The organism is Micromonospora sp. MW-13, from assembly GCF_003434305.1.
Classification (GTDB): domain Bacteria; phylum Actinomycetota; class Actinomycetes; order Mycobacteriales; family Micromonosporaceae; genus Micromonospora.
The window spans coordinates 764,284-786,124 of record NZ_QKKX01000009.1; the positions used below are offsets into that span (position 1 = coordinate 764,284).

Consider the following 21,841-nt stretch of genomic DNA (forward strand, 5'->3'; position numbering starts at 1 on the left):
GGATCGAGTGATGACGGACCGGTGGGACGACGGGCCGGGGGACGTCCGCCCGGTGCGGGTGGTGCTCGCCGACGACGAGGCGATGATCCGGGCCGGGGTCCGGGCGATCCTCGGCACCGACCCCGGCATCGAGGTGGTCGGCGAGGCCGGCGACGGCGCGGCGGCCGTCGAGCTGGTCCGGGCGTACCGGCCGGACGTGGCGCTGCTGGACATCCGGATGCCCCGCCTGGACGGGCTGGCCGCCGCCGCCGAGATCCGCCGGCTGGCGCCGGGCACGGCCACGGTCATGCTCACCACGTTCGGCGAGGACGACCACGTTGCCCGGGCGCTCGGGCACGGTGCGAGCGGATTCCTGCTCAAGGCCGGCGACCCGCAGGAGCTGATCGCCGGCGTGCGGGCGGTGGCCGACGGCGGGGCGTACCTGTCGCCGCGGATCGCCCGGCGGGTGATCGAGCTGAACGGCGCCCGGCTGGCCCGCCGCCCGGCGGCCCGGGACCGCACCGCCGGGCTGACCGACCGGGAGCGGGAGGTGCTCGCCCTGGTCGGCGCGGGCCTGTCCAACGCCGAGATCGCCCGCCGCCTGCACCTCGTCGAGGGCACCGTGAAGAGCTATCTGACCAGCATCTTCACCCGACTGGAGGTGCGCAACCGGGTGCAGGCGGCGGTCCTCGCCCACGAGGCCGGCCTCGTCGAGACGTGAGCCTCAGGCGTCGCGGTGGCGCAGGGCGGCCCGGCCGGCGACCAGCGCGGCGGCGGCCCAGCCGGCGAGCAGCAGCAGCCCCACCACCGGCGGGTACGGGTCGGCGTCCCCGGCGAGGAAGTGGCCCCCGGCGACGCCCGGGAAGGCGTCGGCGATCCGGGTCAGCACGGCGATGCCCGGCTCCTGGAGCGACAACGGAACGATCATCAGCACCGCGAGCAGGACGATCACCGTCAGCACCGCGCTGCGCAGCACCGTGCCGAGGCCGAGCGCCAGCACCCCGACCAGCGCCAGGTAGGTCGCCGACGCCAGCACGTCGCGGATAGTGCCGCCGACCGGGGCGTCGCCCCACTCGCCGAGCACCGCGCCGGCGACCAGCGCGCCGACCCCGCCGAGCAGCAGGCCCGCCCCGAAGGTCACCGCCCCGCTCACCGCGGCCTTCGCCAGCAGTACGCGCCCGCGCGACGGCGTGCAGCGCAGGGTGGTCCGCAGCGTGTCGGCGCCGAACTCGGCGGTGACCGCGAGCAGGCCGATGGCCAGCACGGCGTACTGGGTGAGCTCCAGGGAATCGATGACGACGCTGCCGAGGGTGACCATCCCCCGGTCGTCGGCCGGGTCGTCGTTGGTGTTGGCGTTGGCGGCGTAGATGGCGAGTTGGCCGGCGGCGGCGGCCGACAGCAGCACCGCCGACAGCAGCGTCCACCAGGTGGACCGCACCGACCACAGCTTGGTCCACTCGGCGGCGACCGCCCCGGCGAGCGGGCCGGCGGTCGGTGCGGTGCGGGTGGCGGTCCGCGCGTTCATCGGGCCTCGATCCGGTGGTGGGTGGCGGGGGAGCCGGCGGGAGCGGCCGGGGCGGCGGCGTACTCGACGCTGCCGTCGGTGAGCGCCATGAACGCCTGCTCCAGCGACGCGGCCACCGGGGTCAGCTCGTGCAGGGCCACCCCCAGCTCGTACGCGAGGTCGCCGACCCGGTCGGCGGTCAGCCCGGTGACAATCAGCCCGTGCGGCCCGTCGGCTTCGACGACAGCCCCGTCGCCGGCCAGCCGCCGGGCCAGCGTGGCCAGGCCGGCCGGCTGCGGGCCGCGTACCCGCACCGAGGCGGCGGCGGAGCCGCCCGCGATCACCTCGGAGGTGGGCGCGTCGGCGATGAGCCGGCCCCGGCCGATCACGACGAGGTGGTCGGCGGTCTGCTGCATCTCGCTCATCAGGTGGCTGGAGACCAGCACCGTCCGGCCCTGCGCGGCGAGCGAGCGGGTGAGCTGACGGATCCAGCGCACCCCGTCCGGGTCGAGCCCGTTGACCGGCTCGTCGAACAGCAGGACCGGCGGGTCGCCGAGCAGCGCCCCGGCGATGCCGAGCCGCTGGCCCATGCCGAGGGAGAGGGTGCGGCCGGGCTTCGCGGCGGCCCGGTCGTCCAGGCCGACCAGGGCCAGCACCTCGTCGACCCGGCGGCGGCCGATGCCGTTGCTGCGCGCGGTGGCCAGCAGGTGGGCGCGTCCGGACCGGGCCGGGTGGATCGCCCCGGCGTCCAGCAGCGCGCCGACGGTGTGCAGCGGGTGCCGCAGCTCCCGGTACGGCCGACCGTCGACCAGGGCGCGGCCGGCGGTGGGCCGGTCCAGGCCGAGGACCATCCGCATGGTGGTGGACTTGCCCGCGCCGTTCGGGCCGAGGAACCCGGTGACCCGGCCGGGTGCGATGTCGACGGTCAGGTCGTCGACGGCGGTCGTCGGGCCGAACCGTTTCGTCAGGCCACGTAGTGTGATCATGGATCGACGGTAGGGATCCGGGCGGTCCGCCCGCCGCTGCCGATCGGCGACTACCCACCCCCACTTTCGTCAGTTCCGCCCGCGCCCCGCCCCTACGTCGGGCCAGCCCCCACCCGGCCGGCTTCCGGCCGTCCGCTGACCGGCACTGCCCGCCCCGCCGGCTTCCGGCCGTCCGCTGACCGGCGCCGGCTGGACCGGCCCGGCGCGGCTCGCGGATGCCCGGAAGCCGGCTCGTGCGGGCGGTCAGCGGCGGGCGACCACGAAGGCGTCCGGCATCCGGAAGGTCAGGTTGTCCGGGCACCACGGCGGACGGACGACGCGCACCCCGTCGAGCAGCGGCGTGGCCTCGGCGACCACCACGGCGGCCTCCAGCCGGGCCAACTGGGCGCCGACACAGCGGTGCGCCCCCGCCCCGAACGCCAGGTGCCGGCGGGAGCCACGCTGCCCCGGGCGGAACTCGTCCGGGGCAAGCACCACCTCCGGGTCCCGGCCGGCGCGGGCCAGCCAGAGCACCACACTGGTCCCCGCCGGCACCGCCGTCCCGCCCAGGGTGGCGTCCACGGCGGCCACCCGCCGCCAGGTGACGATGGGCGGCTCCAGCCGCAGCCCCTCCTCGACCACGTCGGCGACCGCGACGCTGCCGGCGCGCAGCCCGGCGCGCACCGTCGGCTCGCCGGTCAGCCGGTGCAGCAGCAGGGTGAGGAACTGCGAGGTGGTCTCCTGGCCGGCGACCAGCAGGAAGAACAGCGCCCCGACGACCACGTCGGGGGAGTGCCCGGCGGCCCGCAGCCGGGCGGCGAGGCCGCCCCCGGTGGCGGCGAACCCCCGCAGCACGGTGTGGAAGCGGCCCACCTCGGCGGCGAGCGCCCGCTGCCGCGGCTCGTCGAGCGGGGCCCAGAACAGCTCCAGCGCCGCGCGGGCGAACTCCTTCACCGCGCCGACCGGGGCGTCCGGCAGCTCGACCAGCCGGGCCAGCACCAGCAGCGGGAGGTCCGCGGCGAGGTCGGCGTACAGGTCGACCGGTACGCCCGCGTCGAGCGTCGCGCGCAGCCGGGCGACCCGCTCGCGGACCAGCCCGGTCAGCCAGGGCCGCTGCGCGGCGACCCGGGTCGGGTGCAGCGCGTCGGCGACGATGCCGCGGATCTCCGGGTGGCTCGCCCCGCCGTTGTTCGCCAGGGTCGGCGGCAGCCTGAACCGGTGCCCGGCGAGCACCCGCAGGGCGGCCACCGGCAACGGGGTGACCGCGTCAAGGGCGTTGTCGGGCCGGAAGGCCACCGGGTCGGCGAGCACCTGCCGGACCAGCGAGTGCCGGGTCACCACCAGGTGTCCGACGCCGACGTGGTCCACGACCGTCGCCACGTCCGGCCACCGCCCGTCGACGGCGTCCCCCCACCCCCGGAACAGCACGGCGTCAACCTAGCGGGCGGCCCCCGGCGGCGCCGGGTCCAGCTCCCACACCGTGGTGCGCTTCACCCGTACGCTCTCCAGCGCCTCCGGCACCGGCACGTCGTAGGCGGCCAGCTCGCGGAACCGCTCCCGGGGCAGGAACGCCCGGCCCGGGTCGCCGACCAGCACCCGGGCGCCGGCCCGGGCGGCCCGGAGCAGGAAGCGCAGCATCCGCCGGGCCATCGCCTCGCTGTAGAAGACGTCCCCGGCGAGCACCACCTCGGCGTCGGCGGCGTCGCCGTCGAGGATGTCGCCCAACTCGGCGTCGACGCGTACCCCGTTGGCCTCGGCGTTGAGGGCGACCGCGGCCACCGCGCGCTCGTCGACCTCGACGGCGCGCACGGCCGCCGCGCCGGCGCGGGCGGCGGCGATGGCGACCAGGCCGGAGCCGGACGCGAGGTCGAGCACCCGGCGGCCGGCGACCAGCTCGGGGTGGTCGGTGACGTACCGGGCGAGCCCCTGCCCGCCGGCCCAGGCGAACGCCCAGAACGGCGGCGGCTGGGAGCTGCGGAACTCGCCCTCGGTGAGCTCCCACAGCCCGATCGGCTCGTCGGCCTGGTGCAGGCGGACCTCGGGGACGAAGGTCACCGGGGCGAGCCGCGCGTGCAGCTTCACGAAGGCCGCGGAGAGTTCGGACACGCGCCGATTGTCCCCGGCCCGCCCGGCCGTCGCCGGTCGGGGGCCGGCGACCCCGCGACCGACCGTCCTCCACCGGCGGGTTCGGGATGGTGCAGGCGGCCTTCCTGCTCGGCGCGCTGCTGCTGTCGCTCGGGGCCGGACTGCTGCTGCGGCTGTGCCACGTGCTGCGTTCGACCGCCGGGAGCGCCGCGCCGACGGCCGGCCTGGACTGGGAGCGGGCCGCCCCACCGGGGCGGTGGCCCCGGGCACGCCGCTGACCCGCCCAGCGAACGAAGATCGGCGACTTTACAACTGAGTCGACGGTACCGGGCTGCGGCGTGCGCTCAGCCCACGCCGTCGGGCTGTGGCTCGGGCTGCTCGGCCCGGCGGGAACGTTCCTGCGCCGGGGCGGACCACTCAAGCTGGGCCGGGTCCAGCCCCAGCTCGCGGGCGGTCACCAGCCGGATCCACTCGGCGGACTGGCGGCGGGAGATCACCCGTTCGTGGACCGCGAGCTGCACGGCGAGGCCGTCCATCACCGCGTTGATCCGCCAGGCCGCGCCGGCCGGGTCGGCGCACTCGAAGGTGCCCTCGCGCACCCCGTCGCTGATCACTGCGGTGAGGTCCTCCCGCCAGCGCAGATCCAGCCGGCGGGAGACCTTCTCCAGCTCGGGGGCGCGCAGTGACTCCGACCAGCCGTCGATCCACATCGACCAGGAGGTCGACCGCCCGGTGGGGGCGTACAGCTTGAGCATCCTGCGGAGCTTGACCAGGGGGGAGGCGGACGACCGGATCACGGCGTCGAGCCGGGCCAGGTCCTGTTCCACCGCGTACTCGAAGGCCTGGGCGAGGAGTCGCTCCTTGGTGGCGAAGTGGTAGAAAACCAGCGCCTGACTGACCCCGGCGGCCTGCGCCACATCGGCCGTACGGGTGTTGGCCAGCCCTCGTTCCGTGATCACGTCACAGGCCGTGCGCAACAGGGCATCCAGGCGGATCTCGGCGGCACGTCTCGTCACGCCGCTACCGTAACCTATCCGTTCGTGCACAAACAGTTACCGCCGCGGTTGATTCACACCGAGAGAGTCGGAAGACAGACAGTTTTTCCCTCTTGCCGGGCCTGCCCCGACTGATCCTACCCAGGCTCCTAGGAAGCCCACCCGCTGAGCCCACCGCCTCGTCGGACTGAGCCCCCGCTCCGGCCCCGCGAGTGCAGATTCGGAGAATTAGTGGCCTCCCGGCCCGGCTGAGGCCACTAATTCTCCGAATCTGCGTGAGATCTTGCGCCGGCGCGTCGGGCGCGCCCAGTGCGCCCGCGTGGGGGGTGGGGTGCGGGGGCGCGCCGGGGTGCACCCCGAGTTGGCAACCGTTCCCGGACTCGGCTAAAGTTCTCATCCGTCACCGGTTAACGCCGGAGACAAGCGGACGTAGCGCAGCTGGTAGCGCATCACCTTGCCAAGGTGAGGGTCGCGGGTTCGAATCCCGTCGTCCGCTCGGAGCTGCCGCCACGCATGTTCGGGGGCAACCTCGGTGGAGTGGCCGAGAGGCGAGGCAACGGCCTGCAAAGCCGTGTACACGGGTTCAAATCCCGTCTCCACCTCGGCAGTTGACGAGGGCGATTGGCGCAGTGGGAGCGCGCTTCCTTGACACGGAAGAGGTCACTGGTTCAAACCCAGTATCGCCCACCACACGAAGAGGCCTGGCACCGTCACGGTGCCGGGCCTCTTCGTCATTCTGCTACCCGAGGTGCCGGCCGCCGCCGGTGGTCGGCACCTCGTCGCCGGCGCCTGGACCGTTCAGCTCCGTCGGCCAGGGCGCGCGGTGCACGGTGGGTCGACGGAGGCGCGGGTCGACCCACGGTCGCCTACAGCGGCGGCGTGACGTCCCGGCGCTCCTCGACCCGGCGGTACTCCACCGGCTCGGTGGTGGTGACCACCTGGCGGCGGCGGCCCCAGACCAGTGTGGTCATGACGAGGCCGAGCACGCCGGCGGCCATCAGGATCCAGCCGACGACGTCCAGGTCGACGCCGCCGAGATTGGCGTCGAGCGCGAACGTGAGGATCGCGCCGACCGCGATCAGGAAGATGCTCGTACCGATACCCACGACAGCCTCCTTCGGGGGATGCAGTGTGCTGTCGGTGGAGGGAAGTACCCCGCCGGCGACCTGCGTAATCGGCCGGCACCGGGAGGCGGTCCGTGGGGTCTCCTCCGGTGCCGGTCGTACGCCGTGGGTCGGTGCCGTCGGCGATCTTGTCGTCGGGTACAGTTCACCCGTCGCCGACGAACATCGGCGACACGCGGACGTAGCGCAGCTGGTAGCGCATCACCTTGCCAAGGTGAGGGTCGCGGGTTCGAATCCCGTCGTCCGCTCGCGATCCGCCCCGCTGGGGCCGACCGCCGCCGGGCCCCGACGTCTCCGGGCCGGGCGCGCGCGGGCGATTGGCGCAGTGGGAGCGCGCTTCCTTGACACGGAAGAGGTCACTGGTTCAAACCCAGTATCGCCCACCAGACCGCAGGGTCCTTCCTCCCTTCCTCCCTTCCTCCCTTCCTTGGCCACTGGCCGGCCGCCACCACGCGGGGCGGACACGCCCAGGTCAGCAGGCGGTTCGGCGTCGGCCGGGACGGTGTCGGGGAGTCCTCGTAGACTCCCCGGATGACTTCCCCCAGCGACACGCTCACCGAGACCCCGCTGGGCGTGCTCCGCAGGGTCTTCGGCTACGACGCCTTCCGCGGCGAGCAGCAGGAGATCATCGACCATGTGGTCGGCGGCGGCGACGCCCTGGTCCTGATGCCGACCGGCGGGGGCAAGTCGCTGTGCTACCAGATCCCCGCGCTGGTACGCGACGGCGTCGCGGTGGTCGTCTCCCCGCTGATCGCCCTCATGCAGGACCAGGTCGACGCGCTCACCGCCGTCGGGGTGCGGGCCGGTTTCCTCAACTCCACCCTTGACTTCGACGCCCGGCGGCGGGTCGAGGCGGCGTTCCTCGCCGGGGAGCTGGACCTGCTCTACCTCGCCCCGGAGGCGCTGGGCAGCCGCGCCACCGTCGGGCTGCTGGAGCGCGGCCGGATCGGGCTGTTCGCCATCGACGAGGCGCACTGCGTGGCGCAGTGGGGCCACGACTTCCGCCCCGACTACCTGGCGCTGTCGATGCTGCACGAGCGCTGGCCCGCCGTGCCGCGGATCGCGCTGACCGCCACGGCCACCGCCGCGACCGCCACCGAGATCGCCACCCGGCTCGGCCTCACCGAGGCCCGGCACTTCGTGGCCAGCTTCGACCGGCCCAACATCCAGTACCGGATCGCCCCCAAGCGGGAGCCCCGCAAGCAGTTGCTCGACCTGATCCGCACCGAACACCCTGGCGACGCCGGCATCGTCTACTGCCTGTCCCGGGCCTCGGTCGACAAGACCGCCGAGTTCCTGGTCGCCAACGGCGTCTCCGCGCTGCCGTACCACGCGGGCCTGGACGCGGCGACCCGTGCCGCGAACCAGAAGCGGTTCCTGCGCGAGGACGGCCTCGTCATGGTCGCCACCATCGCGTTCGGGATGGGCATCGACAAGCCGGACGTGCGGTTCGTCGCCCATCTCGACCTGCCCCGCTCCGTGGAGGGCTACTACCAGGAGACCGGTCGCGCCGGCCGGGACGGCCTGCCGTCGACCGCCTGGCTGGCGTACGGGCTCCAGGACGTGGTGCAGCAGCGCAAGATGATCGACTCCTCGGAGGGCGACCTCGCCCACCGGCGGGTGCTCGCCGCCCACCTCGACGCGATGCTGGCCCTCTGCGAAACCGTGGAGTGCCGCCGGGTGCGGCTGTTGAGCTACTTCGGCCAGGACAGCGGGCCGTGCGGCAACTGCGACACCTGCCTGGAGCCGCCGGAGTCCTGGGACGGCACGGTCGCCGCGCAGAAGCTGCTGTCGACGGTGCTGCGGCTGCACCGGGAACGCAATCAGAAGTTCGGCGCGGGGCAGTGCGTCGACATCCTGCTCGGCCGGCGTACCGAGAAGGTGACCCAGCACCGCCACGACACGCTGACCGTGTTCGGCATCGGCGAGGAGTTGAGCGAGGCCGAGTGGCGGGGCGTGGTCCGGCAACTGCTCGCCCAGGGCCTGCTCGCCGTCGAGGGCGACTACGGCACCCTGGTCCTCACCGACACCAGCGCCGAGGTGCTGGGCCGGCGCCGGCCGGTGCCGATGCGTCGCGAGGCGGCCCGGCCGGCGCGGACCCGGGCGGCGAAGACCCGTCCCGGCGCGACTCCGGCCGTCGAGCTGTCCCCGGCGGCCGAGCCGGTGTTCGAGCGGCTGCGCGCCTGGCGGGCGGCCACCGCCAAGGAGCAGGGGGTGCCCGCGTACGTGGTGTTCCACGACGCGACGCTGCGCCAGATCGCCGCCGACCCGCCGTCGACGCTCGACGACCTGGCCCGGGTCAACGGGGTGGGGGAGGCCAAGCTCGCCCGGTACGGGGAGCAGATCCTCGCCGCCCTCGCCGACTGATCCCCACGAGAGGACCGGCCGGGGCTTCTGCCGTCGGCAGATCCGCTGCCGGTGAACACCGTCGCCGCCACGGCCAGCGGGCCGGCACTGTGGGCGGATGAGACTTCTGGTGCTGGGTGGCACGGGCTTCGTGGGCGGGGCGACGGTCGGCGAGGCGGTGCGCCGAGGCTGGTCGGTGACGGTGTTCAACCGGGGGCTGCACGGCGCGCCGCCGGCGGGCGTACACCTGGTGCGGGGTGACCGGACGGCGCCCGGCGGTCTGGCCGCGCTGGCCGGCGGCGAGTGGGACCTGGTGGTCGACACCTGGGACGGCGCGCCGCGCGCGGTGCGGGACGCGGCCCGGGCGCTGCACGGCTCGGTGGGCTGGTACGGCTACGTCTCCAGCGGCTCCGTCTACGCCCTGCCGTTCCCGCTCGGCGCGGCCGAGGGCGCGCCGGTCGTGGCCGCAGAGCCGGACGCCACCGGCGGCGGGTACCCGGAGCTAAAGGCCGGCGGGGAGCGGGCCGCGGTGCAGGTGTTCGGTGACCGGGCGCTGCTGGCCCGGGCCGGGCTGATCCTCGGGCCGGGCGAGGACATCGGGCGGCTGCCCTGGTGGTTGACCCGGATCGCCCGGGGCGGCGACGTCCTCGCCCCCGGCCCCGCGGACCTGCCCGTGCAGTACGTCGACGTCCGTGACCTGGCGATCTGGCTGCTGGACCGGGGCGTGGCGGGGGCCGGCGGGGCGTACAACGTGGTGTCGCGGACCGGTCACGCGACGATGGGTGAGCTGCTCGACGCCTGCGTCGCGGCCACCGGGTCGACGGCCCGGCTGCGCTGGACCGCGCCGGAGTCGATCCTCGCCGCCGGCGTGGAGCCCTGGAACGACCTGCCGATCTGGATCCCCGTCGGGCACGAGTACCGCATGCTGCACGAGCGGGACGTCGAGCGGGCGTACGCGACGGGGCTGGCCTGCCGGCCGGCAGCCGAGACCGTCGCCGACACCTGGGCCTGGCTGCGCGAGGTGGGGGCGGTGCCGCCGCGCGCCGGCCGCCCGCCCCGGCCGCCGGTGGGCCTGGCCCCGCAGCGGGAGGCGGAACTGCTTGCCGCCGCTGACCGGTCGACGCCGATTGCGACGACGCCTTCCTGAGGCCAGATCACGCCCTCGTGACCGAAAGGTCGAGCACCTCGTCGACGCTGCGGCGGGGGGTCGGGGAGCCCGGCTGGCCGTACCCGATGCGCATCACCATCTGCGGGGTGCCGAACCGGCCCAGGGACAGCCGCAGGGCCTCCCGCGCCCCCGGCACCTCGATCGGCTGGGAGAGCATCGACACGCTCAGCCCGGCGTCGGTGGCGGTGAGCAGCACCCGTTGCAGGGCCTGGCCGGCGATCACCTGGTCGGTGGTGGTGTTGCCCGTCGCGCCGAGCACGGCGACCAGCGGCTCCGGCTCGAAGTCCCGCCCGGGGGCCCGGTCGCGTCCGCCGAAGCCACGGCTGGGCAGCAGGTCCTGCGGTTCGCCGAGCGGGCCGCCGGCGGCGGCCGGGATCCCGTCGGGGGCGGGCGCGGCGCGTACCCAGTCGGCCAGTTCGGCGCGGTAGGCGGGGTCGCGTTCCAGGACCCGGTTGGCGCTGCGGGCGATCTCGGCGAACGCGTTGACGGCGCTGACCCCGATCACCAGCTCCAGCCAGCACTGCTCGGCGCGGGCCGCCTCGCCGAGCCGCCAGCGGGCGTCGGCGGGCACCGGGTCGGGCCAGAACGGGGTGCGGTTGCTGAACCGGCGCGGGATGGCCGCGTACAGGGTCTGCTCGGCCGGGGTGGGGCGGCGCGGCGCGTCGGGGGTGAGCCGGGCCAGCACGCCGGGCTCCGCCGGGTACGGGCGCAGCCGCACCCTCGCGGGGGTGCCCGCCACGGCCAGGGACAGCCGCAGGTTGAACAGGGCCGCCCCGCAGGCGATCCGGGCGCCCCAGCCGCTCGGGTCGGTCGCCGGCAGCCGGCGCGTGCGGTCCAGCGTCACCTCGATCCCGCCGTCGCGCAGGCGGAACCGCCACGGCTGGACGTTGTGCAGCGAGGGTGCCCGGACGGCGTCCGCCGCGGCGGCCCTGAGCTGCTCGACGGTGAAGTCGGTTCCCATGGTGGTGCTCCCTTCCCGTGGTTCCTGCCGCCCCGTTCGGTCCACCTCCACGGTGCGTCACCGGGGCGGCACGCGAGCAGGGCCGGACGTCCCCTCTGCCCCGGGACCCCCTGCCCGGCGGCACGTGGGCGGGGGTTGGGACCTTCGGCCCGTGCGGGCGGCGGCGCGAGAGGGTAGAAACGAGGGATGATCCGGGTGTTCCTGCTCGACGACCACGAGGTCGTCCGTCGTGGCCTTGCCGACCTGCTCACCGCCAGCGGCGACATCGAGGTGGTGGGGGAGTCGGGTTCCGCCCAGGAGGCGGCCCGCCGCATTCCCGCGCTGCGGCCCGACGTGGCGATCCTCGACGCCCGGCTGCCCGACGGCAACGGCATCGACGTGTGCCGGGACGTCCGGGCCGTGGACTCGTCGATCAAGGGCCTGATCCTCACCTCGTACGAGGACGACGAGGCGCTGTTCGCGGCGATCATGGCCGGCGCGTCCGGGTACGTGCTGAAGCAGATCCGGGGCACCGACCTGGTCGACGCGGTGCGCCGGGTGGCCGCCGGACAGTCGCTGCTCGACCCGGCGATCACGACCCGGGTGCTGGAGCGCATCCGCAGCGGCGTGGAGCAGCCCAGCGAGCTGAAGGCCCTCACCGAGCAGGAGCGCCGGATCCTGGAGTACGTCGCCGAGGGGCTGACCAACCGGGAGATCGCCGGCAAGATGTTCCTGGCCGAGAAGACGGTGAAGAACTACGTCTCCAGCGTGCTGGCCAAGCTGGGCCTGGAGCGCCGCACCCAGGCCGCCGTCCTGGCCACCCGCCTCCTGGGCCCCCGCCACTAACTCGGAAGTAGAACTACTTCCTCCCGATTAGGGCCGCTTCGCGAAGCGGAGTGGCAGCGACTAACCCCACCTCCGGTCAGTCGTCGCGGAGCGGGACCGACCAGCGCAGTTGCGTGCCGTGCGGGGTGGCCGGGCGTACCTCGAAGTCGCCGGCGTGGCGTTCGGCGCGCTCCCGGAGGTTGACCAGGCCGCCCCGGGCGGCGGCCGGGTCGCAGCCCCGGCCGTCGTCGGTGACCGTGACCGTGACCCAGCCGCCGTCGACCCGCACCGCCACCGAAACCCGGCTGGCCTCGGCGTGGCGTACCGCGTTGGACAGCGCCTCGCGGAGCACGGCCGTGAGGTCCGGGCGGATCGGCTCCGGGACGGCGCTGTCGATCGGCCCGGTCAGCTCCAGCGTCGGCCGGAAGCCCAGCGACCCGGCGGCCACGTCGACCGCCTCGCGGATCTCGGTGCGCAGCGCCGCGCTCATCGGGGTACGCAGCTCGAAGATGGTCCGCCGGATGTCCCGGATGGTGGCGTCCAGCTCGTCGACGGCCGCGTTGATCCGCTTGGCCACCTCGGGGCGGGCGTTCATCGCGCCGCTCTGCAACTGCAGGCCGGTGGCGAACAGCCGCTGGATCACCACGTCGTGCAGGTCGCGGGCGATGCGTTCGCGGTCCTCCAGGACCACCAGCAGCTCCCGCTCCTCCTGCCCCCGGGCCCGCTCCATGGCCAGCGCGGCCTGCCCGGCGAAGCTGCCCAGCAACGCCACGTCGTCGTCGGTGGCGCCGCCCCGGTCCGGCCCGTACGCGATCACCAGGACGCCGTGCAGGGTGTCGGCGGCGGCCAGTGGGGAGACCACCGCCGGCCCGGCGGTCACCGGGGCCGGCCAGGGCGCCGTCTCGGCCAGGTTCTCCACCAGCTCGTGCCGCCGTCGGGTGACCGCCCCGGCGAAGCTGGTCTCGTCGGCCGGCAGCACCGCGCCGACCAGCTCCCGGCCCTGCTCGTCGGCGCCGTCGACCACCTCCACGGTGAACTGGTCGGCGTCCTCGTCGTAGAGCAGCACCATGGCCAGTTCCGCCTCGGCGACCTCGCGGGCCCGGCGGGCCACCAGGGTCAGCGCGTCGGTGCGCCGCACCTCGCCGAGCAGCACCGAGGTGATCTCGGCGGCGGCGGCCAGCCAGCGCTCCCGGCGGTGGGCCAGCGCGTACAGCCGGGCGTTCTCGATCGCCACACCGGCCGCGGCGGCCAGCGCCACCACGATCTCCTCGTCGTCCTCGGTGAACTCCGCCGCGCCCTGCTTCTCGGCCAGGTAGAGGTTGCCGAACACCTGGTCGCGGATGCGTACCGGCACGCCCAGGAAGCTGTGCATCGGCGGGTGGTGCGGCGGGAAGCCGTACGACTGCGGGTGCTTCGTGATGTCCGGCATCCGCACCGGGTGGGGGTCGTCGATGAGCAGCCCGAGCACGCCCCGCCCGTGCGGCAGGTCGCCGATCCGCGCGTGCAGCTCGTCGTCGATGCCGTGGACGATGAAGTCGTGCAGCAGCCGGTCGGGGCCGATCACCCCGAGCGCGCCGTACCGGGCGCCGACCAGCTCGCAGGCGGACTCCACGATCCGTTGCAGGGTGCTGCGCAGGTCCAGGTCGGTGCCGATGCCGACCACCGCGTCGAGCAGGGCACGCAGCCGCTCCCGGCTGGTGACCACCTCGCCGACCCGGTCCAGCATCTCCTGGAGCAGCTCGTCGAGGCGGACCCGGGACAGCGGGGTCAGCCCGAGCGACGGGGTGACGTGTTCATATCTCGGGTTCGGTGCGCTGCTGGCCACCGGGGGATGCTATCGCCCGGCGATCGCCCCGACACCGCCCGGCGACCTACGCCACCGGCCGTCACGCCTCCCCGGCGCGCACCGCGGAGGTGTCCACCACCTGCTCGGTGGGCAGCCGCGGGGTGTGCGGCGGCCCGGCGTGCTCCGGGTCCGCGATCCCCATCCGCAGCACCAGGTACGGGTACCCGAGGCCGGCGAGCACCCGACGCAGGGTCTGCCGGGTGCCCTCCACCTCCACCACGCCGGACAGCGGCACCATCGACACGCCCAGCCGGGTGGCGGTCAGCCACGCCGCGGAGAGCGCCTCGCCGGCCCGCAGCCAGCTGTTCCGCTCGTCCTCGTCGCCGTAGAGCAGCCCGTACACCGCCGCCCGGTCGTGGCCGGGGCCGACCGGCAGGGTGCCGGAGCGGCCGAAGTCCCGGCCCGGCACGGTGGTCTGCGGCGGCTGCTCGGGCAGCACCTCCGGCGGAAGCCCGGTGCCGGTGCCGGTCCGGCTGGTCCAGTAGTCCAGCTCCTCGCGCAGTTGCGAGTCCTTCGCCTCCACCGTGTCGGCGTGCCCCGCCGCCGCGGCCAGCTCCATCACCTGGTCGGGGTTGAGGACGTGCAACCGGGCGCCCTCGTCGGCAGCCGCCTTGGTGATGTCGTCGATCGTGGCGACGGGCACGGGCTCGTCGCTGACCGGTCGCCGGTCGGTGTGCCGGACCTGCATGCACTGCACCGTGCGCATCGCCTCCGGGTCCGCCTTGACGCGCTGGAGTCCGGTGAGCCGGGCCAGCAGCTCCGGATCGCTCGGGTCGTCCACCCGCTCGACCACGGCGGCCCAGCCCTCGGCGGCCAGCGCCACCCGGGCGTGGTGCAGCGCCGCGCCGCAGCTCAGCGCCACCAGCCGCCCCTCGGGGTCGGCGGCGGTGAGCTGGCGGTCCCGGACGACGCGCAGCTCCAGGGCGTCGGGTAGGACCCGCCAGCGCCACGGCTGCGTGTTGTGCACCGAGGGGGCGCGCCCGGCCGTCGCGGCGGCCTCCGCGAGCGCGGTGGTCAGCGGGCGGTCCGGAGTCTCGTGGCTCATCGGCACGACCTTTCGTCTCTTCCCATCGTGCCCCACCCGGCGGTGCCCCGGGCGGGGTTGCCGCTCCATCGTGCGGCATCGGCCCCACCGTCGCACGGTGCGCGGGACCCGTCGTACCCGGGCCCTTCGATCCGGGCCGGCGGCCGGCCCGCCGTGCCCGGCGATCGGTGTCCGCCGGCTCGGCCGCGACCCGGCCGGGTCGCCGCCGTCCCGGGGGCGGATTCGACGGTTGCCCCGGCCGGCGGGCGGTGTCGTTGAGACGATCCGCAGGTGGGGACCAAGCCGCGGGAGTGCGTACCGGAGCAGCCGGTGCGGCATCGGTGGACTCCCGCGCGGGAGTGGGGGCTGCTGGCCGCGCTGACCGTGGGCGTGCTGATCGGGGCGGGGCTGTGGTTCGCCGGGCGGCGCGGCGCGGCGGACGGGATCTGGGCGGCGGCGACGGTGGCGGCGCTGGCCCCGGCCGCCTGGTCGACGCTGCGCCAGGTGTGGCGCCGGCAGTTCGGGGTGGACGTCATCGCCGTGCTGGCGTTGGCCGGCGCGCTCGTCGTCCACGAGTACCTGGCCGGCGCGGTGATCGCGGCGATGCTGGCCACCGGCCGCTCGCTGGAGTCGTACGCCCAGCGCCGGGCCACCCGCGACCTGCGCGCCCTGCTCGAACGGGCCCCGCGCTCCGCGCGGCGGCGCCGGGCGGGTGGCGGCATCGAGACGATCCCGCTGGACCGGGTCGCGGTCGGCGACCGGCTGGTGGTCGGGCCGGGGGACGTGGTGCCGGTCGACGGGACCGTCGAGGAGGCCGCCACGCTGGACGAGTCGGCGGTCACCGGGGAGTCGCAGCTCGTCGGGCGGGCGGCGGGGGAGCCGGTGGCCAGCGGCGTGGTCAACGCCGGGGCCGGGTTCGGGCTGCGGGCCACGAGGAACGCGGCGCAGAGCACGTACGCGGGGATCGTCCGGCTCGCCGAGGAGGCCACCGCGCGCAAGGCTCCGATCGTCCGGATGGCCGACCGGTACGCGGCGGCGTTCGTGCCGTTCACCCTGGTCCTGGCCGGCCTGGGCTGGCTGCTGTCCGGGGAGTTCGTGCGGGCCGTGGCGGTGCTCGTGGTGGCCACGCCCTGCCCACTGCTGCTGGCCACCCCGATCGCGATCGTCTCCGGGCTGTCCCGGGTGGCCCGGCGTGGGGTGCTGGTCCGCGACGGCGGCTCCCTGGAACTGCTGGGCCGGGCCCGGACCCTGCTGGTCGACAAGACCGGCACGCTCACCACCGGCCGGCCCCACGCCGCCGAGACGGTGGTCGCCCCCGGCGGCGACCGGGACGAGGTGCTGCGGCTGGCCGCCTCCGTGGAGCAGCTCTCCCCGCACGTGCTGGCCGCCGCCCTGGTCCGGCAGGCCCGGGACCGGGGGCTGGCGCTGGCCGAGCCGACCGAGGTGACCGAGGAGCCGGGGCGCGGCGTCACCGGGCGGGTCGACGGGCGGCTGGTCCGGGTCGGCCAGCTCGCGGGTGAGCTGCCCGAGTGGGCGGCCCGGGCCCGGGAACGTGCCGAGCTGGCCGGCCGCTCCGTGGTCTGGGTCGGCGACGAGCGGGGGCCGATCGGGGCGATCCTGCTGGACGACCCGGTGCGCCCCGACGCCCGCCGGACCGTCCGGCGGTTGCGCGAGGCGGGGCTGAGCCGGGTCGTCATGGTCACCGGCGACCGGCCGGCCACCGCCGAGCAGGTCGCCCTGGCCGTCGGCGTGGACGACCTGCTGGCCCGGTGCTCACCGCAGGAGAAGACCAGCCGGGTCCGGGACGAGGCGCGGCGGGCCGTCACCGTCATGGTGGGCGACGGGGTGAACGACGCCCCGGCGTTGGCCGAGGCGCATGTCGGGGTGGCGATGGGGGCCACCGGGGCGACTGCCTCCGCCGACGTCGCCGACGCGGTGCTCACCGTCGACCGGCTCGACCGGCTCGCCGACGCCGTGGAGATCGCCCGGCACGCCCGCCGGATAGCCACCCAGAGCGCCGTCGTGGGGATGGGGTTGGCCGTGCTGGCGATGCTGTTCGCGGCGGCTGGCCGGCTGCCCCCGGTGGCCGGCGCGTTCCTCCAGGAGGGCATCGACGTGGTGGTGATCCTCAACGCGCTGCGGGCGCTCGGCGGCGGGCTGCGCCGCCGGGACGTCCCGGCGGACACCCGCGAGCTGCTCGACCGGTACGCGGGGGAGCACGGCGACGTCCGGGATGTGCTGGCCGCGCTGCGGGACACCGCCGACCTGGTCGCCACCCGCCCCGACTCGCCCGACTGCGGGCCCGCGTTGCGGGAGGTCCACCGCCGGCTCACCGAGCGGGTGCTGCCGCACGAGGCCGCCGAGGAGCGGCAGCTCTATCCGGCGCTGGCCGGGCCGCTCGGCAGCGACGAGGCGACCTCGACGATGAGCCGGGGCCACGTGGAGATCCGCCGGCTGGTCGACCGGATCGGCGGGCACCTCGCGCAGGCCGGCGCCGGGCCGCCGCGCCCCGACCAGGTACCCGACCTGCTCGCCGCCCTGTACGGGCTGGACGCCGTCCTGCGTCTGCACCTCGCCCAGGAGGAGGAGAACTACTTCTCCCTGCGGGAGTGACCGGAGGGGCCCGCGCCGACGAGGGCCCCTCCGGCGTCCTCAGCGCTCCCGGACCACCGCGACCGGGCAGTGGGCGTGCTGGATGAGCTGCTGGCCGACCGAGCCGAGCAGCATGCCGCGCAGCCCGCCCCGGCCCCGGGTGCCGACCACCACGAGCTGGGCGTCCCGGCTCGCCTCGACCAGCGCGCGGGCCGGGCGGCCGGTCACCACGTCGGTGGTCACCTCGACGTCGGGGAACGTCTTTCGCCACTTCGCCAGCGGCTCCGCCAGCGCCGTCCGCTCCGCCGCCACCGCGTCGTCGGGGGCGAGGCCGCCGTCCGCCGGCTCCCAGGCCCGCACCACGTGCAGCGGTACGTCCCGCTGGGCCGCCCGCTCGACGGCGAACCCGAGGGCCAGCAGCGACGTCGGTGACCCGTCGACCCCGACCACCACCCGCCCGGCGCGGCCGGCGTCGCCGTCGCGGACCACCACCACCGGGCAGTGGGCGTGCGCGGTCACCGACACGGCGGTGGAGCCGACGAGCAGCCCGCCGAACCCGCCGTGGCCCCGGCTGCCGAGCACCAGCAGGCCGGCCTCGGCGGAGCGTTCCGCCAACACCAGCGCCGGCGGCCCGTCGAACACCTCGCCGCGCACGGTCAACCCGGGCCGAGCGGTGGCGGCGTCGGCGGCGGCCGTGCCGACCAGCTCCTCCACCTGTCGCCGGGCGGTCTCGTCCGGCCAGATGCCGGGGGCCACCCCGGGGCCGATCCACCCGGCCACGGTGACCCACTCGAAGACGTACGCCAGGCGGACCGGCCGTCCGCTGCGCTCCGCCTCGTCCAGCGCCCAGTTCAGGGCGACGGTGGCGTCGGCGGAACCGTCGTAGCCGACCAGGATCTCGTCACTCATCGTGTCCGCCTTTCGTTCGTGGCTGCGGGGGCGCGCAGGCTCACTGTCCGCTCCGTCCCTCGGGGTCCGTCTCCCGGATCCAGCGCCACTCGGCCACCCGCGGGTCGTCCTCGCCGAAGCGGCGGGTGTGGTCGCGGCAGGACTGCCGGGCGTCCACCATCTCCTGACGCAGGTGGGCGGCGCGCGACGCCAGCCCCGGCACCCGGTCGATCACGTCGATGACCAGGTGGAACCGGTCCAGGTCGTTGAGCATCACCATGTCGAACGGCGTGGTGGTGGTGCCCTCCTCCTTGTATCCGCGCACGTGCAGGTTGTCGTGGTTGGCCCGGCGGTAGGTGAGCCGGTGGATCAGCCACGGGTAGCCGTGGTACGCGAAGATGATCGGCTTGTCGCGGGTGAAGATGGTGTCGAACTCGTTGTCCGGCAGGCCGTGCGGGTGCTCCGACGGGGGCTGGAGGCGCATCAGGTCGACCACGTTGACCACCCGCACCTTCAGCCCGGGCAGGTGCTGGCGGAGCAGGTCGGCGGCGGCCAGGGTCTCCAGCGTCGGCACGTCCCCGGCGCAGCCGAGCACCACGTCCGGATCCTCGCCGTCGTCGCTGCTCGCCCAGTCCCAGATGCCCAGGCCGCGCCGGCAGTGCTGGATCGCCTCCTCCATGGTCAGCCAGTTCGGCGCGGGCTGCTTGCCGGCCACCACCACGTTGATGTACTGCCGGCTGCGCAGACAGTGGTCCATGGTGGACAGCAGGGTGTTGCCGTCCGGCGGCAGGTAGACCCGGACCACCTCGGCCTTCTTGTTCATCACGTGGTCGATGAAGCCCGGGTCCTGGTGGGAGAAGCCGTTGTGGTCCTGCCGCCAGACGTGGCTGGAGAGCAGGTAGTTCAGCGAGGCCACCGGCTGCCGCCAGGGGATGGTCCGGGTTACCTTGAGCCACTTGGCGTGCTGGTTGACCATCGAGTCGACGATGTGGATGAACGCCTCGTAGCTGGTGAAGATGCCGTGCCGGCCGGTCAGCAGGTAACCCTCCAGCCAGCCCTGGCACAGGTGCTCGGAGAGCACCTCCATCACCCGGCCGCCGGGGGAGAGGTGGTCGTCGCCGGGCCCGGTGTCGGCGACGAACGCCCGGTCGGTGACCTCGAAGGCCGCGCCGAGCCGGTTGGAGGTCACCTCGTCGGGGCCGAACAGGCGGAACGTCTGCGGGTTGGCGGCGATCACGTCGCGGATCCACGCGCCGAGCACGCCGGTGGCCCCGGCCACCGGCGTGCCGGGCCGCTCGACGTCGACCGCGTACTCCCGGAAGTTCGGCAGGGTCAGGTCGCGCAGCACCGTACCGCCGTTGGTGGCCGGGTTGGCGCTCATCCGCAGGTCGCCCTTCGGGGGGAGCGCGGTCAGCTCGGCGACCGGGGCGCCGGTGGCGTCGAACAACTCCTCCGGCCGGTAGCTGCGCAGCCAGCGCTCCAGCTCGGCCAGGTGCGCCGGGTTGTCGCGTACCTCGTCGACCGGCACCTGGTGGGCGCGGAACGTCCCCGCCACCTGCTTGCCGTCGACCGTGTCCGGGCCGGTCCAGCCCTTCGGCGTACGCAGGATGATCATCGGCCAGCGGGGGCGCTCGACCGCGCCGCCGGAGCGGGCCCGGCGCTGGATGTCGGCGATCTCGTCGACCACCCGGTCCAGGGTGGCGGCGAGGAGCTGGTGCACGGTCGCCGGGTCGTCGCCGGCGACGACGTACGGCTGGTAGCCGTAGCCGCGCATCAGGTCGAGCAGGTCCTTGGTGGGGATCCGGGCCAGCACCGTCGGGCCGGCGATCTTGTACCCGTTCAGGTGCAGGATGGGCAGCACCGCCCCGTCCCGGGCCGGGTTGAGGAAGACGTTGGACAGCCAGCTCCCGGCGAGCGGGCCGGTCTCGGCCTCGCCGTCGCCGATCACGCAGGCGACCAGCAGGTCCGGGTTGTCGAACGCGGCGCCGTACGCGTGGCTCAGCGCGTACCCCAGCTCGCCGCCCTCGTGGATCGAACCCGGCACCTCGGGGGCGACGTGGCTCGGGATGCCGCCGGGGAAGGAGAACTGGCGGAACAGCCGCTGCATGCCCGTCTCGTCGCGGCTGACCGAGTGGTACAGCTCGCTGTAGGTGCCCTCCAGCCAGGTGTTCGCCACCAGGGCGGGACCGCCGTGCCCGGGGCCGGTGATGAAGATCGTCGGCAGCTTCCGGTCGACGATGATCCGGTTGAGGTGGGCGTAGAGCAGGTTCAATCCGGGGCTGGTGCCCCAGTGGCCGAGCAGCCGGGGCTTGATGTGCGCGGGGCGCAGCGGCTCCCGCAGCAACGGGTTGTCCAGCAGGTAGATCTGGCCGACGGTCAGGTAGTTGGCCGCCCGCCAGTACGCGTCCAGCCGGCGCAGCTCGTCTTCGGTCAGGGGGCCTTGCAGGTCTACAGCGGTGTTCATGCTGCGTCAGCCTCTCGCGGATCGGGGACTTTCGCATCCGGTGTCCCGGCCTTCCCGGCACGTCCAGCCTCGTCGCCCAACCGGGGAGAGGGCAGGGCCGTAGGTCCCGGGCCGTACGGGAGTCATACCCCGTCCGGCGCGGTGGAGACGAGTCCACGCACGACGATGACCGGGGCGGGGGAGTGGTAGAGCAGGGACTGGCTGACCGCGCCGAGCATCCCGCGCAGCGGTTCGTCGCCCCGGGCGGCGACGATCGCGAGCTGCGCCGAGCGGGACCGGTCGACCAGGACGCCGCCGGGATCGCCGACGACGCTGTGGCACTCGACCGGCACCGCCGGGTGCCGCCGCCCGTACCGGGCCACCGCCTCGGCCAGTTCGGTGCGGGCGTCCTCGGCGGCGGACTCGGCCGAGCCGCCGTCCCCGGCCGGTCGGGCCGGCTCGGTGACCCGGACGGCGAGCAGCCGGGCCGACCGGCGGGCCGCGCAGTCGAAGGCGAACCCCAGCGCCGTCCAGGAGCTCGCCGAGCCGTCGACGCCGACCAGCACCGGGCCCTGCGGCGGCGGCTCGGTGCGGACCACCAGCACCGGGCAGCCGGCCCGGGCGGCGAGCAGCACCGCCGGCGCGTCCGCGGGTACGCCGCTCTGGCGGTGGGTCATGCCGCCGTCCCCGACGGCGACCAGGAACGCGGACTCGGAGCGGCGGATCAGCGCGGCAACCGGGGATCCCTCGACGATCTCCCCGCTGACCGGCACCGCCGGGGCCACCTCGCCGGCGACCCCGGCGGCCCGCTCGATCAGGTACTCGGCCTCGTCGCGCGGACCGGCCACCGAGGGGGCCTCCAGCGCCGCCGCCCAGTTGAAGGCGTGCAGCAGGGTGAGCGGGCGGTCGCGGCCGGCGGCCTCCCGGGCGGCCAGCCGGACGACCTGGAGGTCCGTATCCGACGAGCCGAGCGCGGCCACCACCGGCGCGTCGGCGGGTGGGGTCATCCGGCCTCACCTCCCCGGCGCCCGTCACGCATTCTGTGACTGAGCGTAGTCGCGTGGGTGTGCTGGCGGGGCCGGATCGGCGGTGCGAGGACGCCGTCGGGACCCGGATC

The 21,841-nt window shown here is 75.0% G+C and carries 18 protein-coding genes and 5 tRNA genes; 11 read left to right on the top strand and 12 right to left on the bottom strand.

What is annotated here, in order from left to right; translation table 11 throughout:
* The first annotated feature begins 10 nt into the window (after positions 1–10).
* Positions 11–700 carry a response regulator transcription factor gene (locus C5N14_RS07530; protein ID WP_117666775.1) on the top strand — a complete coding sequence of 230 codons (690 nt, stop codon included), beginning with the start codon at positions 11–13 and terminating at the stop codon, positions 698–700.
* Positions 701–703: 3 nt separating this feature from the next.
* On the opposite strand, the gene C5N14_RS07535 is transcribed toward C5N14_RS07530, so the two are convergent.
* The 4 genes from C5N14_RS07535 to C5N14_RS07550 all read right to left on the bottom strand — a co-directional run bounded on the left by C5N14_RS07535 (position 704) and on the right by C5N14_RS07550 (position 4,554).
* The gene (locus C5N14_RS07535) at positions 704–1,504 is read right to left on the bottom strand and encodes an ABC transporter permease (RefSeq protein ID WP_117666777.1); all 801 of its coding nucleotides are present in this window, start codon (positions 1,502–1,504) and stop codon (positions 704–706) included.
* Complete coding sequence (locus C5N14_RS07540; protein ID WP_117666779.1) at positions 1,501–2,469, bottom strand: ABC transporter ATP-binding protein; 969 nt, start codon at positions 2,467–2,469, stop codon at positions 1,501–1,503. The genes C5N14_RS07535 and C5N14_RS07540 overlap by 4 nt, the downstream gene beginning before the upstream one ends.
* A 243-nt stretch (positions 2,470–2,712) precedes the next feature.
* Positions 2,713–3,876, bottom strand: a complete 1,164-nt coding sequence (locus tag C5N14_RS07545; RefSeq protein ID WP_117666781.1) for a cytochrome P450 — start codon at positions 3,874–3,876, stop codon at positions 2,713–2,715.
* Between the two features lie 9 nt (positions 3,877–3,885).
* Positions 3,886–4,554, bottom strand: a complete 669-nt coding sequence (locus tag C5N14_RS07550) for a methyltransferase (protein ID WP_117666783.1) — start codon at positions 4,552–4,554, stop codon at positions 3,886–3,888.
* 86 nt (positions 4,555–4,640) lie between these two features.
* Between C5N14_RS07550 and C5N14_RS07555 the strand changes: the two genes are divergently transcribed.
* Positions 4,641–4,811, top strand: a complete 171-nt coding sequence (locus C5N14_RS07555) for a hypothetical protein (protein WP_243639241.1) — start codon at positions 4,641–4,643, stop codon at positions 4,809–4,811.
* A gap of 66 nt (positions 4,812–4,877) precedes the next feature.
* On the opposite strand, the gene C5N14_RS07560 is transcribed toward C5N14_RS07555, so the two are convergent.
* On the bottom strand, positions 4,878–5,549 hold the full coding sequence (locus tag C5N14_RS07560) for a TetR/AcrR family transcriptional regulator (RefSeq protein WP_117666785.1): 672 nt from the start codon (positions 5,547–5,549) through the stop codon (positions 4,878–4,880).
* Between the two features lie 402 nt (positions 5,550–5,951).
* Between C5N14_RS07560 and C5N14_RS07565 the strand changes: the two genes are divergently transcribed.
* The 3 genes from C5N14_RS07565 (at position 5,952) to C5N14_RS07575 (ending at position 6,218) form a co-directional block, all read left to right on the top strand.
* Positions 5,952–6,024, top strand: a tRNA-Gly gene (locus C5N14_RS07565).
* A 35-nt stretch (positions 6,025–6,059) separates the two neighbouring features.
* Positions 6,060–6,130: transfer RNA gene (locus C5N14_RS07570), tRNA-Cys, on the top strand.
* Between the two features lie 13 nt (positions 6,131–6,143).
* Positions 6,144–6,218, top strand: a tRNA-Val gene (locus C5N14_RS07575).
* A gap of 176 nt (positions 6,219–6,394) precedes the next feature.
* On the opposite strand, the gene C5N14_RS07580 is transcribed toward C5N14_RS07575, so the two are convergent.
* On the bottom strand, positions 6,395–6,634 hold the full coding sequence (locus C5N14_RS07580) for a DUF6458 family protein (protein ID WP_117666787.1): 240 nt from the start codon (positions 6,632–6,634) through the stop codon (positions 6,395–6,397).
* A 193-nt stretch (positions 6,635–6,827) separates the two neighbouring features.
* On the opposite strand from C5N14_RS07580, the gene C5N14_RS07585 reads away from it, so the two are divergent.
* The 4 genes from C5N14_RS07585 (at position 6,828) to C5N14_RS07600 (ending at position 10,145) form a co-directional block, all read left to right on the top strand.
* A tRNA-Gly gene (locus C5N14_RS07585) sits at positions 6,828–6,900 on the top strand.
* A 63-nt stretch (positions 6,901–6,963) separates the two neighbouring features.
* Positions 6,964–7,038 (top strand) — tRNA-Val (locus tag C5N14_RS07590).
* 145 nt (positions 7,039–7,183) lie between these two features.
* On the top strand, positions 7,184–9,019 hold the full coding sequence (recQ, locus tag C5N14_RS07595) for a DNA helicase RecQ (protein ID WP_117666788.1): 1,836 nt from the start codon (positions 7,184–7,186) through the stop codon (positions 9,017–9,019).
* A 97-nt stretch (positions 9,020–9,116) separates the two neighbouring features.
* Positions 9,117–10,145, top strand: coding sequence for a reductase (locus C5N14_RS07600; protein WP_117666790.1), 1,029 nt, complete (start codon positions 9,117–9,119; stop codon positions 10,143–10,145).
* A gap of 7 nt (positions 10,146–10,152) precedes the next feature.
* Here the strand turns inward: C5N14_RS07600 and C5N14_RS07605 are convergent, their stop codons facing one another.
* Entirely contained in the window at positions 10,153–11,127 is a 975-nt protein-coding gene (locus tag C5N14_RS07605; protein WP_117666792.1) for a nitroreductase, read from the bottom strand.
* A gap of 186 nt (positions 11,128–11,313) precedes the next feature.
* Between C5N14_RS07605 and C5N14_RS07610 the strand changes: the two genes are divergently transcribed.
* Entirely contained in the window at positions 11,314–11,952 is a 639-nt protein-coding gene (locus C5N14_RS07610) for a response regulator transcription factor (RefSeq protein ID WP_117666794.1), read from the top strand.
* Positions 11,953–12,028: 76 nt separating this feature from the next.
* Here the strand turns inward: C5N14_RS07610 and C5N14_RS07615 are convergent, their stop codons facing one another.
* Both C5N14_RS07615 and C5N14_RS07620 read right to left on the bottom strand, forming a co-directional pair.
* The gene (locus C5N14_RS07615; RefSeq protein ID WP_117667005.1) at positions 12,029–13,702 is read right to left on the bottom strand and encodes a GAF domain-containing protein; all 1,674 of its coding nucleotides are present in this window, start codon (positions 13,700–13,702) and stop codon (positions 12,029–12,031) included.
* A 115-nt stretch (positions 13,703–13,817) separates the two neighbouring features.
* A complete protein-coding gene (locus C5N14_RS07620; protein WP_207892628.1) occupies positions 13,818–14,891 on the bottom strand; it encodes a nitroreductase family protein in 1,074 nt (357 codons plus the stop codon).
* Between the two features lie 201 nt (positions 14,892–15,092).
* Between C5N14_RS07620 and C5N14_RS07625 the strand changes: the two genes are divergently transcribed.
* Entirely contained in the window at positions 15,093–17,414 is a 2,322-nt protein-coding gene (locus tag C5N14_RS07625; protein ID WP_117666798.1) for a heavy metal translocating P-type ATPase, read from the top strand.
* A gap of 39 nt (positions 17,415–17,453) precedes the next feature.
* On the opposite strand, the gene C5N14_RS07630 is transcribed toward C5N14_RS07625, so the two are convergent.
* The 3 genes from C5N14_RS07630 to C5N14_RS07640 all read right to left on the bottom strand — a co-directional run bounded on the left by C5N14_RS07630 (position 17,454) and on the right by C5N14_RS07640 (position 21,731).
* On the bottom strand, positions 17,454–18,302 hold the full coding sequence (locus C5N14_RS07630; protein WP_117666800.1) for a universal stress protein: 849 nt from the start codon (positions 18,300–18,302) through the stop codon (positions 17,454–17,456).
* A gap of 40 nt (positions 18,303–18,342) precedes the next feature.
* A complete protein-coding gene (locus C5N14_RS07635) occupies positions 18,343–20,745 on the bottom strand; it encodes a phosphoketolase (protein WP_117666802.1) in 2,403 nt (800 codons plus the stop codon).
* A 122-nt stretch (positions 20,746–20,867) separates the two neighbouring features.
* The gene (locus tag C5N14_RS07640; protein WP_117666804.1) at positions 20,868–21,731 is read right to left on the bottom strand and encodes a universal stress protein; all 864 of its coding nucleotides are present in this window, start codon (positions 21,729–21,731) and stop codon (positions 20,868–20,870) included.
* Positions 21,732–21,841 lie beyond the last annotated feature (110 nt).